Origin of the sequence: Solimonas sp. SE-A11, from assembly GCF_030345715.1 — a bacterium.
Taxonomy (GTDB): Bacteria; Pseudomonadota; Gammaproteobacteria; order Nevskiales; family Nevskiaceae; genus Solimonas_A.
Map to the genome: position 1 here is coordinate 58,526 of NZ_JAUASX010000008.1, position 12,396 is coordinate 70,921.

At 68.4% G+C, this 12,396-nt stretch carries 13 protein-coding genes and 2 pseudogenes; 6 read left to right on the plus strand and 9 right to left on the minus strand.

What is annotated here, in order from left to right; all coding sequences use genetic code 11:
• The gene (locus QT386_RS10795) at positions 1 to 546 is read right to left on the minus strand and encodes a hypothetical protein (RefSeq protein WP_289273770.1); all 546 of its coding nucleotides are present in this window, start codon (positions 544 to 546) and stop codon (positions 1 to 3) included.
• A gap of 25 nt (positions 547 to 571) precedes the next feature.
• On the opposite strand from QT386_RS10795, the gene QT386_RS10800 reads away from it, so the two are divergent.
• Positions 572 to 1,000 (plus strand): hypothetical protein, encoded by a 429-nt coding sequence (locus QT386_RS10800; protein WP_289273771.1) that lies wholly within the window; start codon positions 572 to 574, stop codon positions 998 to 1,000.
• 25 nt (positions 1,001 to 1,025) lie between these two features.
• On the opposite strand, the gene QT386_RS10805 is transcribed toward QT386_RS10800, so the two are convergent.
• Positions 1,026 to 1,538 (minus strand): DUF1993 family protein, encoded by a 513-nt coding sequence (locus tag QT386_RS10805; RefSeq protein ID WP_289273772.1) that lies wholly within the window; start codon positions 1,536 to 1,538, stop codon positions 1,026 to 1,028.
• A 73-nt stretch (positions 1,539 to 1,611) separates the two neighbouring features.
• Between QT386_RS10805 and QT386_RS10810 the strand changes: the two genes are divergently transcribed.
• The 3 genes from QT386_RS10810 to QT386_RS10820 all read left to right on the plus strand — a co-directional run bounded on the left by QT386_RS10810 (position 1,612) and on the right by QT386_RS10820 (position 4,699).
• The gene (locus QT386_RS10810; RefSeq protein ID WP_289273773.1) at positions 1,612 to 2,787 is read left to right on the plus strand and encodes an adenylate/guanylate cyclase domain-containing protein; all 1,176 of its coding nucleotides are present in this window, start codon (positions 1,612 to 1,614) and stop codon (positions 2,785 to 2,787) included.
• 62 nt (positions 2,788 to 2,849) lie between these two features.
• Positions 2,850 to 3,920: a bifunctional DNA-binding transcriptional regulator/O6-methylguanine-DNA methyltransferase Ada gene (ada, locus tag QT386_RS10815; protein ID WP_289273774.1), complete on the plus strand. Its 1,071-nt coding sequence runs from the start codon at positions 2,850 to 2,852 to the stop codon at positions 3,918 to 3,920.
• Complete coding sequence (locus tag QT386_RS10820; protein WP_289273775.1) at positions 3,917 to 4,699, plus strand: DNA-3-methyladenine glycosylase; 783 nt, start codon at positions 3,917 to 3,919, stop codon at positions 4,697 to 4,699. The genes ada and QT386_RS10820 overlap by 4 nt, the downstream gene beginning before the upstream one ends.
• Before the next feature lie 157 nt (positions 4,700 to 4,856).
• On the opposite strand, the gene QT386_RS10825 is transcribed toward QT386_RS10820, so the two are convergent.
• The 3 genes and pseudogenes from QT386_RS10825 to QT386_RS10830 form a co-directional block, all read right to left on the minus strand.
• Complete coding sequence (locus QT386_RS10825; protein ID WP_289273776.1) at positions 4,857 to 5,636, minus strand: SDR family NAD(P)-dependent oxidoreductase; 780 nt, start codon at positions 5,634 to 5,636, stop codon at positions 4,857 to 4,859.
• A gap of 63 nt (positions 5,637 to 5,699) precedes the next feature.
• A pseudogene (locus QT386_RS23410) lies at positions 5,700 to 5,762 on the minus strand (hypothetical protein); the annotation flags it as partial.
• Positions 5,763 to 5,895: 133 nt separating this feature from the next.
• Positions 5,896 to 6,627, minus strand: a pseudogene (locus tag QT386_RS10830) (SDR family NAD(P)-dependent oxidoreductase); the annotation flags it as partial.
• Between QT386_RS10830 and QT386_RS10835 the strand changes: the two are divergent.
• On the plus strand, positions 6,619 to 7,203 hold the full coding sequence (locus QT386_RS10835; RefSeq protein WP_289273778.1) for a YiiX/YebB-like N1pC/P60 family cysteine hydrolase: 585 nt from the start codon (positions 6,619 to 6,621) through the stop codon (positions 7,201 to 7,203). The pseudogene QT386_RS10830 and the gene QT386_RS10835 sit on opposite strands and share 9 nt — an antisense overlap.
• A gap of 10 nt (positions 7,204 to 7,213) precedes the next feature.
• The gene (locus tag QT386_RS10840; RefSeq protein ID WP_289273779.1) at positions 7,214 to 7,771 is read left to right on the plus strand and encodes a hypothetical protein; all 558 of its coding nucleotides are present in this window, start codon (positions 7,214 to 7,216) and stop codon (positions 7,769 to 7,771) included.
• Positions 7,772 to 7,883: 112 nt separating this feature from the next.
• Here QT386_RS10840 and QT386_RS10845 read toward each other — a convergent pair whose 3' ends face one another.
• The 4 genes from QT386_RS10845 to QT386_RS10860 form a co-directional block, all read right to left on the minus strand.
• The gene (locus tag QT386_RS10845; protein ID WP_289273780.1) at positions 7,884 to 8,747 is read right to left on the minus strand and encodes an SDR family NAD(P)-dependent oxidoreductase; all 864 of its coding nucleotides are present in this window, start codon (positions 8,745 to 8,747) and stop codon (positions 7,884 to 7,886) included.
• Positions 8,748 to 8,905: 158 nt separating this feature from the next.
• The gene (locus QT386_RS10850; protein WP_289273781.1) at positions 8,906 to 10,471 is read right to left on the minus strand and encodes a FadD3 family acyl-CoA ligase; all 1,566 of its coding nucleotides are present in this window, start codon (positions 10,469 to 10,471) and stop codon (positions 8,906 to 8,908) included.
• On the minus strand, positions 10,468 to 11,499 hold the full coding sequence (locus tag QT386_RS10855; protein ID WP_289273782.1) for a ferredoxin--NADP reductase: 1,032 nt from the start codon (positions 11,497 to 11,499) through the stop codon (positions 10,468 to 10,470). Before QT386_RS10855 ends, QT386_RS10850 begins: the two co-directional genes overlap by 4 nt.
• A gap of 119 nt (positions 11,500 to 11,618) precedes the next feature.
• Complete coding sequence (locus QT386_RS10860) at positions 11,619 to 12,395, minus strand: glucose 1-dehydrogenase (RefSeq protein ID WP_289273783.1); 777 nt, start codon at positions 12,393 to 12,395, stop codon at positions 11,619 to 11,621.
• Position 12,396: the final 1 nt, after the last annotated feature.

The window sequence follows — 12,396 nt, forward strand, 5'->3', positions numbered from 1 at the left end:
TCATGCCGTTGCGTGCTGCGGCAACAGGGCATTGAGCCTGTCGCAGGCCTGCTCGCAATCCTGCCGTGCCGCCGACTCCGCGATGTGAAGCACATCGCCCTCGTGGCTGCGTACACAAGCGAGGAAGTAGGGATCGCCCTCGCTGTCGCGGATCTCGACCACCTCGGCCGGTATCAGCCTGTCCACCGCCACGGTCTTGCGCCGGGCATGGAAGGGAAAGCGCCAGCGCAGTTCCACCTGGCCGTCGGTGCGGATGCTGAGCCGGTAGCAAGGCTTGTCGGCGATGAAGGACAGCAGCCCCAGGCCGAACATCCAGAAGAAGGCGCCGATCGCCAGTGCTTCATGCGCGGAGTGGCCGTCCAGCGGGCGTCGCGCACCGACACCCAGGTCATGGCGGCCAGGAAACCCAGCCAGAATGCGGCAAAGCCCCAGAGGAACACGGCCCTGCGATTCTGGGGGAGGATCACCTGCATGCCGCCCCAGCATAGCCGTCCCGGCGGCAACCTGCGTGACGGGCACCGGCACTGGCAGAATGGCGGCCTGCAACCCATCCCCAGCTGGAGAATCCCGAGTGGACCCGACTTTCGCCGAGCGCATCCGCGCGATGAACGCCATGTACAAGCTGGCCGCGCACGACGCCCCGGTCATCCCCAGCGACGTCGCGGACCGGCTGCGCAAGTTCAAGGCCACGCTCAGCGACGAGGTCGATGAGATCGACGAGATCGTGGCGGCTGCCGAGCGCGGCGACGACAAGCTGGACCTGGCGGTGGCCATCGCCGACCTGCTGGGCGACGTGATCGTCTACTGCCGCTCCGAGGCGCTGAAGTACGGCATCCCGCTGGAGGCCGTGCTCGGCGTCATCATGGACAGCAACGAGAGCAAGCTGGGTGCCGACGGCAAGCCGATCTACGACGCCAACGGCAAGTTCCTCAAGGGCCCCAACTACTGGAAGCCCGAGCCGAAGATCCGCGAGCTGCTGGCAGGGCAGCAGGGCTCCTGAGGAGCCTTGCCGTATCCAGGAGGGCTTAGCCCTCCTGGATATTCAGCCCGCCGATGAAGTCCATCTTGCCGACCTCCACGCCGTTGTGGCGCAGAATGGCGTAGGCCATGGTGACGTGGAAGTAGAAGTTGGGAATCGACAGGCCATTGAGGTAGTCGTCACCGCGGAACCAGCCCTTCGGCAGCCAGGGCGGTGCCACCTTGCGGTCTTCCGAGCCGGCCAGGTCCTTTTCCTCCACCGTGGCGAGGAAGGTCTTGCAGGACTGGATGCGCGTGCGCAGCTCCGCCAGGGTCTTTTCCGTGTCCGGATGCGGCGGCGCTTTCTTGCCGCTGAGATAGGCGGCGGCGAACTTGGCCTGGTCGCAGGCGGCCTGCACCTGCTGTGCCAGCGAGAAGGCGTCCGGGGCCAGGCGCGCGCCGGCCAGCAGATCCGCGTCGAACTTCTTCGCCTTGGCGTAATCCTCGGCCTTGTCCAGCCACTTGCCGAGGTTGTCCAGCATCTTGTCGTACTGGCGGATCGTTTCGTGATGCGTTGTCATTTTTTGTGTTCCTCTCCTGGGGAGCAGCAGCATAACCGGGGATTGTTGCCGGTGGTCGTCCTAGAATGGCCCCATGATTCCCCGCGAACTGCTCCTGCCGCTGAGTCGCCTGTTTGCCGCCTGGTGCGGCCTGCGCGGCCTGCAGCAACTGGCGCGCCTGCCCGCCGAGCCGGCGCCGTCCGTGTTGCCCGGCGCCGCACTGTGGCTGCTGGCGGCGCTGCTGGCCTGGCGGCTGGCGCCGCGCTTCCTGCCCATGCCGGCGCCGCGCCGCAGTGGCGGCGAGCAGGAGCGCCGCCTGGGCCAGCTGCTGTTCCTGGCGGTGGCCCTGCTGCTGCTGGCCGACGCCCTGGCCTCCGGGCTGGGCCTGGCCCTGCGCGCCGGGCTGGCACCCTTGCCGCCGGCCACCTGGCTCCCGCCGGCCCTGGTGTGCCTGCTGCAGGCGGCGGGCGGCGTCGCGCTGCTGTTGCTGTCCCGCCCCCTGCTGGACCGCGTGGTGCCAGAGCCGCCGCCGGCCCCTGCCCTGGACACGCGCCTGCCGCGGGCCCTGGGCGAGCTGGTCGGTAGCGTGGGCATGGCGGGGCTCAACAAGCTGACCGAACTGGCCCTGACGCTGAGGGACGAGGCCGAGGGCCACGCCATCCGTGCGGTGAAGTCGTCGATGGACGTGGTGATCGCGGCGGTGCAGGGCAGGCGCCCGGACTTCTCCGGTGCGATCTCCGCCGACGGGACCGTCACCATCGTCTTCAGCGACATGGAGGGCTTCAGCGCCATGACCGAGCGCCTCGGCGACCAGGCCGCGCACGAGGTCATCAAGCTGCACAACCAGGTGGTGCGCAAGGAGCTGCAGCGCGAGAACGGCAAGGAGGTGGAGCTGCAGGGCGACGGCTTCCTGCTGGCCTTCGCCGATCCCGCGGCGGCGCTGCGCTGCGCCAGCGCCATCCAGCGCGCCTTTGCGCGCCACAATGCCAAGGCGCAAGGCGAGCCGATTCGCGTGCGCATCGGCCTGCACACCGGCACGCCGATCCAGGAGGGTGACCGCTTCTTCGGCATCACCGTGATCCTGGCGGCGCGCATCGCCGCCCAGGCGGCCGGCGGCGAGGTGCTGAGCTCGGCGGCGCTGCACGAGCGCTGCGCCGGCGATCCGGACTTCCACTTTGGCGAGCCGTGCGAGGCGGAACTGAAGGGCCTGGCCGGGCGCCATCGCATGTATCCCTTGCTGTGGCGGACCGACTCCGCAAGAAGCGGATAGGACGGCCGGGCACGAGCGTCGACACTGGCGCCGTACCCACCGAACAGCCCCAGGACACGGACATGGACGAAGAACTCAGCTGGCAGGCCGTACAGGAGCGCGATGCCTCGCGCGACGGCGATTTCTACTACGGCGTGCTGACCACCGGCGTGTACTGCCGACCGTCCTGCCCCTCGCGCCAGCCGCTGCGCAAGAACGTGCGCTTCTATGCCACGCCTGCCGCGGCGGAGGCCGATGGCCTGCGTGCCTGCAAGCGCTGCCGGCCCCTGGAGCAGCGTGCGGACCGCCGCACGGTCGCCCGCATCGAGCAGCTGTGCCGCTACATCGAGGCCCATGCGCAGGACACGCTCCCGCTGGAGACCCTGGCGCAGCAGGCACACTTGAGCCCCTTCCACCTGCAGCGGCAGTTCAAGACCGTGACCGGCGTCAGCCCCAAGCAGTACGTGGATGCCTGCCGCCTGCGCGCCCTGCGCCAGGGCCTGCGCGGCGGCAGCAGCGTGACGCGTGCGATCCACGACGCCGGCTTCGGCTCCGCCAGCCGCGTCTACGAGCGGGCCGCCACGCGACTGGGCATGACACCCAAGCAGTACCGCGCCGGCGGTGCCGGCGTAGCCATATCCTGGGCCGTGTCGCGCACGCCGCTGGGCCTGCTGATGATGGGGGCCAGCGATCGTGGCCTCTGCTTCGTGCAGTTCGGCGACAGCGAGGCGGCGCTGCAGCAGCAGTTGCGCAGCGAATATCCCGAAGCCGTGCTGGAGCCGATGGGCGATGCGCAGCGCGCTCCATTCCAGGACTGGATGCGCGCGCTGGCGGCGCATGTCGAAGGCCAGCCGCCGGCGCGGCAACTGCCGCTGGACCTGCGCGGCACCGCGTTCCAGATGAAGGTCTGGGCCTACCTGCAGCAGATCCCCAACGGCGAGCTGCGCAGCTACACCGAAGTCGCCGAGGCCATCGGCTCGCCGCGCGCGGTGCGCGCCGTGGCCTCGGCCTGCGCCGCCAACCGAGTGGCGCTGCTGGTGCCCTGCCACCGCGTGATCCGCGGCGACGGCAGCCTGGGCGGCTACAAGTGGGGCCTGGAGCGCAAGCGCACGCTGATCGACTGCGAGCGCGCGGTGACAAAGGAGATTCCTTGAGGACTCTTGCCGAGCTGCCGCTGCGCCAGGCGCTGCCCTGGCCGGTGTTGCTGGACTACCTGCGGCCCCGCCTGATCCCGCTGATGGAGGACATTGCCGACGGTGCCTACCGGCGCAGAGTCGGCGAGGACTGGTTGCAGGTCGCACCCGCGCGGGACGGCACGGTGCTTTGCATCGCCTCGGCTCATCGCATGGCGGCATCCGGCCTGCCGGAGCGCGCGATGAGATTGTTCGCCGTGGAAGAGGACCCCGCGCCGGCGCTGCGCCAGCTGGCGCGCGATCCGGTGCTCAAACCCCTGGTGAAGCGCATGCCCGGACTGCGCCCGCCGGGCTGCTGGGATCCTTTCGAACTCTGCCTGCGCACCATCATCGGCCAGCAGGTCAGCGTCGCCGCTGCCGGCACGCTGATGCGTCGGCTGATCGAGCGCTGCGGCGAACTCACCCCGCAGGCACTGTTGGACGCCGACCTGGCGCAGATGGGCATGCCGGGCCGGCGCGTGGAGACCTTGCGAGTGCTGGCGCGAGCCGCCCAGGACGGATTGCGGCTGGATGGACCCTGGCAGGAGGTGGAAGCCGGCCTGGCGGCGCTACCGGGCTTCGGCCCCTGGACGCGCGGCTATCTCGCGATCCGCCTGGGCCGACAGCCGGACGCCTTCCCGCATACGGACCTGGGTTTGGTGCGGTCCGCGGGGGCGGAGAATCCCGCGGCGTTGCTGTTGCAGGCGGAAGCCTGGCGGCCGCATCGGGGGCTGGCCGCCTGTCTGCTCTGGGCAATGTAGGAGCCAGCTTGCTGGCGACCTCCGGCCTGGCAGTCGCCAGCGAGCTGGCTCCTACAGGTAGAGCATCGATTCCTCGTAGGAGCGGCCGACGGCCGCGAAGCCGGGCTGATCATCAACCAAGCGCCTCGCGGCCAACGGCCGCTCCTACGAACCCTGGTCAGACGCCCGGAGCCCCCGGAAACCCGACGTAGTAAGTCCCCGTCAGCATGCCGCCGTCCACCGCGATCTCCGCGCCGCAGAGGTAGGAGCTTTCGTCGCTGGCCAGGAACAGCGAGGCGCGCGCCACTTCCACCGGCTCGCCGACCCGCTGCAGCGGCACGAAGGTGTAGCGCTTGTTGACCTCTTCCTTGGCCTCGGCGTACGGGTTGCCCATGGCGGTGTCGATGCCGCCCGGGTGCACCGAGTTCACTCGCACGCCCTTGTGGCCGTACTCCATGGCGGCGGCGCGGGTCAGGCCGCGGATGCCCCACTTGCTGGCACAGTAGGCGCCCAGGCCGTTGGCACCCTTCATGCCGTCGGTGGACGAGATGTTGACGATGGCGCCACGGCCCTGCGCGATCATGCGCGCGCCCACGTACTTCACGCCCAGGAAGCTGCCGACCAGGTTGATGTCGATGACGCGCTCGAAGTCGGCCTTGCTGGTTTCCTGGATCGTGCGGAACAGCAGCACGCCGGCGTTGTTGACCAGCACGCTGGGCTCGCCGTAGATCTTGACGGTCTGCTCGATCAGGTTCTGCCAGCTGGCCTCGTCGCTGACGTCGTGGCGCACGAACAGGGCGTTCGGCCCCAGCTCCTGTGCCAGCTTGCGGCCCTCGTCCTCCAGCAGGTCGGCGATCACCACCTGGGCACCTTCCTGCGCGAACAGGCGCGAGGTCGCGCCACCCATGCCGCGGGCGCCGCCCGTGACGATCGCTACCTTGCCTTGCAGTCGGGACATCGTTATCTCCTCTCTCGAAAGTTCTTGTCTATGCGAAATTTGTCAGGGACAGCGCGTCGCCGATCACGGTGCGTCCGTCCAGCGCATGCAGCGGACTCTGCGCCAGTTGCAGCATCGCGCGGCTGTTGGTGACCAGCCCGTTGTAGCGCCCGGCGACCAGAAGCCAGGCCGCCTCCGCCATCATCTCCAGGGGCTCCACCCAGTGCGGGTTGGTGGCGCCCACCTGGCGCGCTACCGCCTCGGCGCTCTCGCTGAGCGCGATCTTCACCGGCAGCAGCGCATTGGCGGTGATGCCGCTGCCATGCAGCTCGGCGGCCAGGCCCAGCGTGAAGCGCTCCAGCGCGGCCTTGGCGGCGCCGTAGAGCGCCAGGCCGTGCACCAGCTTGGCGGGGCCGGGGTAGGGGATCGGCGGCTGCTGCGCCATCTCGCTGCTGAGGTTCACGATACGGCCCCAGCCGGCGGCCTTCATGGCCGGCAGCGCCTGCTGGCAGAGGTCCACCGGGGCGTGGAAGTTGATCTCGAAGCCGGCCTGGCGCGCCGCCAGGTCGATGCGGCTGGGCGGGGCATAGGCCGGGTTGGCCGCGGCGTTGTTCACCAGCACCGTTACCGGCCCGAAGGGCCTGGCGGCCTCCGCCAGCAGGCTGGCGCGGCCCCCGGCGTCGGCCAGGTCGGCCGCCACCGCGGCCGCACGGCCCCCGGCGGCGCGGACCAGGGCCACGGTCTCGTCCAGGCCGGCCTGGGAGCGCGGCGACGCGTGCACCACCACCGCCGCACCCTGCGCAGCCAGGCGCCGCACGATGGCGCGGCCGATGCCACGGCTGGCGCCGGTCACCAGCGCCACGCAATCGGGCGGCAAGGCGGAGGCAGCGGTCACAGCTTGGTCAGGCCGTCCTGTCATAGACTCTCCCCGTGAGAATCCCATGGTGGCCGCCGCGCCCGGCGGTGGCCTCCTCCAAACGAACGACGGAACGTGGGGGCTGCGGTGCCGCATCGACTGAAGACGGGTGACATCGTGCTGTTCGCCGGCAAGTCCGGCACGGCCGAAAGCATCAAGTGGGTCACGCTGAGCCGCTGGTCGCACGTCGGCCTGGTGCTGCGCCTGCCGCAGTACGACTACCCCTGCCTCTGGGAGGCTACCACCGACGCCACCCTGGCCTGCCTGGAAGCCGGCCGGCGCCAGCCCGGCGTGCAGCTGGTGTCGCTGGAGGCCCGCCTGCAGGAGCACGATGGCGACGTCGCCTGCCGCCGCCTGGACCAGGAGCTGGAAGACAGCGCCCTGGAGCAACTGGCCGGCCTGCGGCAGCGCCTGCGCGGGCGTGCCTACGAGAGCAACGTCCTGGAGCTGATGGGCGCTGCTTATGACGGGCCTTTCGGCGAACAGGCGGAGAACCTGGCCGAGCTGTTCTGCAGCGAACTGGTGGCCGCGGCCTACCAGGCCATCGGCCTGATCGGCGCCGGCGGCAAGGCGTCCAACGAATATGTCCCGGCCGACTTCTCCGAGCGCTGGGAACGCTTGCCCTGGCTGCGCGGCCGGCTGGGGCCGGAGGTCATGCTGAAAAATGGCTGAGAACCTGAGCGTGAAGCAGAGAATCCTCGCCGCGGCCAAGACCCTGGCCGGCAAGGACCGCCGTGCCAGCCACCTCGACGTGGAGCGCATGGCGGCGGCCGGGGCCTGCAGCGAGGAAGAGTTCGCGGCCGGCTTCGGCGACACACTGGTCTTCCAGCGCGAGCTGATGGCCGAGCTCTTCGCCGACGCGCGCCTGTCGGTGATCCGCGCCACCACGGCGATGCCCTCGGGCCTGGAGCAGTTGCTGCAGGCCTTCATGCTCTACCTGGATTACAACCTGGAGCATCCGGCGCTGCAGGAGATCGCACACCAATTGCAGTACGACCCAACGGGCTACGAGATGCTGCAGCGCATGGAGATCGGCACCGCCATGGTCACGCAGAAGGACCTGGAGGCCGCCGGCGCCAACCGCGTCCAGGCCAGGGCCAAGCTGCTGACGTCGGTGGCGGTAGCGGTGGTGCGCGCCGAGTACAAGGCGGGGCGCAAGCTGCCGGATTTGCGTGCGGTGCTGGAGGAATACGCCGGGCTGTCCTGCGTGGTCCAGCCGGGGTCACCGCTGGTGGATTAGCCTCCGCCGCCAGCCGATCGTGCTGAGCCTGCCGAAGCGCGGGCTGCCCTGGCCTGGAGGATCGCCCGTTCGCACTTCGACAGGCTCAGTGCGAACGGGCCTCGAGCCTTCGCTACTGCACTACGGCGGGATTCACTGGCGCCGGCGCGCCCAGCATGGGGCGGTGCGAGGGTGGCTGGCGGCCCTCGTCCGTCAGGCCGTATTCCAGCGCCAGCTCGGCGCCGATCAGCACCTGGCCGGACTTCTCCATGCGCTGCGGATCGCGGAACAGCGCGCCGATGACGTGGCCGGTGAACTCCGGCGTCTCGGCGATATCCCAGAAGCCCTGGTACTTGGCGGCGTCCTCGTCCATCACGCGCTTGGTGCGGTCAGTGCGCAGCATGCCCATCCAGATCGAATTGGCCGAGACGTTGTAACCCTTCAGGTCCAGCGCCATGTCGTGGGCGAAGCGGTCCACGCCAGCCTTCTGCGCGCCGTAGGCGGCGCCATGCATGTAGCAGTTGCCGCCGAAGGAGGAGGTGAACACGATCAGGCCACTCTTCTGCGCCGACATCAGCTTGGCGGCATGCCAGCTGGCCACGTAGGACGAGCGCAGGCCGACGTCGAGGATGTTCACCAGGTCCAGCGACTTCTCCCAGAAGCCGCCACCCTCGATCAGCTGGTCGTGGATGAAGGTGGCGTTGTTGACCAGGATGTCGAGCTTGCCCTGGTCGTTCTTGACTCGGCCGAACAACTGGCGCACCTGCTCGTCGTCCGAGTGGTCCACGGTGACGGCAATGCCCTTGCCACCGGCAGCGGTCACTGCCGCGGCCGTGGCATGGATGGTGCCGGGCAGGGGGGCATCGCCCTCGTTCTGCGAGCGGCCTGTGACGTAGACCGTGGCGCCCTGCGCGCCCAGCGCGATGGCGATGCCCTTGCCGGCGCCGCGGGAGGCACCGGTGACGATGGCGACGACGCCGTTCAGGTTCTTGCTCATTCGTAGCTCCTCAAGAAAATCTTTTCGTTAATCCCCTCGCCCGCTTGCGGGAGAGGGGGGCGAGGGTGTCTGTAGATGATGGATGGATCAGTCCATGCCTGCTCTACAGAAGCCCTCTCCCTAGCCCTCTCCCGCAAGCGGGCGAGGGGACAACAGAATCAACCCGCAGGCTTTGCCAGATCCCGCAGCTGGTACTTCAGCACCTTGCCGGAGGGATTGGTCGGCAGCGACGCCATCATCTCGGCGTAGCGCGGCACCTTGTAGTTCGCCATGTTGTCGCGACACCAGGTAATCAGTTCCTTGTCACCCAGGCTCGCTCCGGGCCGCAGCACGACGCAGGCCTTGCCGACCTCGCCGAGGCGCTCGTCCGGCACGCCGATCACGGCGACCTGGGCCACCGCTGGATGCGCGGCGATGATGCGCTCGATCTCCGCCGGGTAGCAGTTGAAGCCGCCGGCGATGTACATGTCCTTCAGACGGTCGGTGATCTTGAGATACCCGCGCTCGTCCAGCACGCCGATGTCGCCGGTGTGCAGCCAGCCCTCCGCGTCGACGGTTTCGGCGGTGGCCTTTTCGTCGTCCAGGTAGCCCTGCATGACGTTGTAGCCGCGCACCACGATCTCGCCGGACTCGCCCGGGGCGACCGGCTTGTTGTCACCGTCCACGCAGCGCAGTTCCACGTGCGGGATCGCCTTGCCACTGGTCAGGGCGATGGTCTCGGCGTCGTCGCCGGCCTCACACATGGACACCACGCCGCAGGTCTCGGTCAGGCCGTAAGCGGTCAGTACGGTCTTGAAGCCCAGCTCGGCGCGGATGCGCTCGATCAGCGAGGGCGCGATGGCGGCGGCACCGGTGATGGTGGCGCGCAGCGAGGAGAGGTCGGCCGTGGCGCGGGCCGGGTCGTTGAGGAGGCTGATGAACAGCGTCGGTGGGCCGGGCAGCACCGAGATGCGGTCGCGGGCGATGCGTTGCAGGATGGCCGCGGCGTCGAACACCGCGTGCGGCAGCACGGTCAGGCCGTGCAACAGGCCGCCGAGCCAGCCCACCTTGTAGCCGAAGGTGTGGAAGAAGGGATTGGCGATGAGGTACTTGTCTTCCGGCACCAGGCCCATCACCGTGGACCAGGCGCGGATCACGTCGAGATTCTGCGCGTGCGTGGTGACTACGCCCTTGGGCCGCCCGGTGGTGCCGGAGGTGAACATGATGTCGAGCGTGTCGGTGGGTTGCACCGTCGCGGCGCGCTGGTGCACGTCCTCGGTGTGCGACTGGTCGGCCTTGGCCATGAAGGCGCGCCAGCCGGTATCACCTGTCTCGGCATCGCCGATCACCACGACGTGCTTCAGCGACCTCGGCCAGTGATCGGCCAGCATCGTCGGATAGTGGAGGCCTAGGAAGCGGCCGGCACAGAACAGCGTGTTGGCGCCGCTCTTCTCCAGGATATAGGCCGCCTCGGCGCCCTTCATGCGCGTGTTCAGCGGCACCAGCGCCGCGCCCACTGTCTGGATGGCCAGGCCGGCCACGATCCATTCCACCGAATTCGGCGCCCAGATCGCCACGCGGTCGCCGCGTGCCACGCCCATGGCCAGCAGTGCTCGTGCGGCATAGATGCGCAGCTGGTCCAGCTCGGCGTAGCTCAGCTCGCTGCCGTCCTCGCCGACCACCGCGGTGCGGTGTGCGTACTTCTGCACGCTGTCGGCGAAGGCCTGGATGATGGTGTGGCTCATGTCGGGTAGCGCAGTTTCACGAGCGGGGACTTGGCCACTGCCTGGCAGGACAGGATCCAGCCCTGGGCGATGTCGCTCTGCTCCAGCACCTGGTTGCTGAGCATTTCCACTTCGCCGTCGTCGAGATGACACATGCAGGCAGCGCAGGCGCCTGCGCGGCAGGAGTACGGAGGCTCCATGCCGGCCTGCTCCATGGCATCGATCAGCAACTGGCCCGGCTGCACTTCGACAACGTGCTGCACGCCGTCCAGCTCAACCTCGAGGCGGGCGGCCTCGCTGCCTTCGACCGCCACCGGCACCGGCAGCTCGTCGGATTCCTCCGGCAGGGAGACGAAGCGCTCGATGTGCACGCGCGAGGTGGGGAAGCCCAGTTGCTGCAGCGCCGCCGCAGTGGTATCCATGAAGATGCCGGGGCCGCAGATGAAGCACTGGGCACTTTCCCAGCCCTGCGCCATGGCCTCGATCTGCACCTGCGAGGGGATGCCCTGCACCGAATCCAGCCAGTGGATTACCTGCAGGCGCTTGGGATGCTCGCGCGACAGCTTTGCCAGCTCCGCGGCGAAGATCACCGAGCGTTCGTCGCGGTTGGCGTAGAACAGCCGGATGCGGCCCTTGCCGTTGCTGAGCACGCTGCGGATGATCGACAGTACCGGTGTCACGCCGGAGCCGCCGCCGAACATCAGGAAGTCGCCGTCGTAGGACTTGGGCGTGAAGATGCCGGCCGGCACCGCCACCTCCAGCGTGTCGCCGGCGCGCAGGCAGCCACAGAGCCAGTTGGACGCACGGCCACCGGCCACGCGCTTCACCGTCACCTGCAGCGGCTGGTTCTCGAAGGGCGTGCTCGACAACGAGTAGCAGCGCGGCAGCGGCTTGGCGCCGCAGGGCACGCGCAGCGTCAGGAACTGCCCCGGCTTGTACCTGAAGAGGTCCTTCAGCTCCGCCGGGATGTCGAACACCAGCGAGCGGGCGTCGGCCGTCTCTTCGATGACCTGGGCGACCTTCAGCGAGTGGTATTGGATTTTTGACATTGATTAAAAAGCTCGAAACGACAGTCCGCGAATGAACGCAAATAAACGCAAATTACGGCAACGAAGAAATTTCATTTGCGTTCATTTGCGTTCATTTGCGGATTGATGCTTTGGGGCCCTCAGTCCGCCCACATAAGGTAGCCGTTATCGATGCGCATTTCCGCGCCCTGGATGAAACGCGACTCGTCCGAGGCCAGGAACAGCACCAGGTTGGCGATGTCGGCCGGCATGCAGAAGCGGGCCTGCAGCTGCTTGGGGTCCTTCTCGCGCACCTTGGCCTGCTGGTTGGGGTCGCGCGGCAGGTTGGCCACCATCGGCGTGACGATGCCGTCCGGGTGGATCGAATTGCAGCGGATCTTATAGAGGTTCATGCGGCAGTGCGCCGCCACCGAGCGGGTCAGCGCCGCTACCGCGCCCTTGCTGGCGCTGTAGGCCGCAAACGACGACATGCCGCCGATGCCGGCCATGGAGGACATGTTGACGATCGAGCCGCCGCCGCGCTTCTTCATCGCCAACAGGCCGTGCTTGCAGCCCAGGAAATAGCCGTCGGAGTTGATGCGCTGGATCTTCTGCCACAGCTCCAGCGAGGTGTCCTCGATGGTGCCGTAGGCCAGGATCGCGGCATTGTTGACCAGCACGTCCAGACCGCCGAACTTCTCCTCGGTCCTGGCGATCACCGAGATCCAGTCATCCTCGTTGGCGATGTCGTGCCTGATGAACAGGGCGCTGTCCGGATGCTTGCCGTTGATCTCGGCGGCGACCTTCTCGCCCAGTTCCTGGTTGAGATCGGTGATGACCACCTTGGCGCCCTCACGGGCCAGCAGCCGCGCGTCTTCGGCGCCCACGCCGCTGGCACCGCCGGTGATGATCGCAACTTTGTCCTGTACGCGTCCCATG

What these genes read in the sequence shown, in the direction of transcription:
- QT386_RS10860 (WP_289273783.1), bottom strand. Translation starts at nt 12,395, where the DNA reads ATGGGACGCGTACAGGACAAAGTTGCGATCATCACCGGCGGTGCCAGC.
- ada (WP_289273774.1), top strand. Translation starts at nt 2,850, where the DNA reads ATGGACGAAGAACTCAGCTGGCAGGCCGTACAGGAGCGCGATGCCTCG.
- QT386_RS10825 (WP_289273776.1), bottom strand. Translation starts at nt 5,636, where the DNA reads ATGTCCCGACTGCAAGGCAAGGTAGCGATCGTCACGGGCGGCGCCCGC.
- QT386_RS10810 (WP_289273773.1), top strand. Translation starts at nt 1,612, where the DNA reads ATGATTCCCCGCGAACTGCTCCTGCCGCTGAGTCGCCTGTTTGCCGCC.
- QT386_RS10845 (WP_289273780.1), bottom strand. Translation starts at nt 8,747, where the DNA reads ATGAGCAAGAACCTGAACGGCGTCGTCGCCATCGTCACCGGTGCCTCC.
- QT386_RS10855 (WP_289273782.1), bottom strand. Translation starts at nt 11,499, where the DNA reads ATGTCAAAAATCCAATACCACTCGCTGAAGGTCGCCCAGGTCATCGAA.
- QT386_RS10850 (WP_289273781.1), bottom strand. Translation starts at nt 10,471, where the DNA reads ATGAGCCACACCATCATCCAGGCCTTCGCCGACAGCGTGCAGAAGTAC.
- QT386_RS10805 (WP_289273772.1), bottom strand. Translation starts at nt 1,538, where the DNA reads ATGACAACGCATCACGAAACGATCCGCCAGTACGACAAGATGCTGGAC.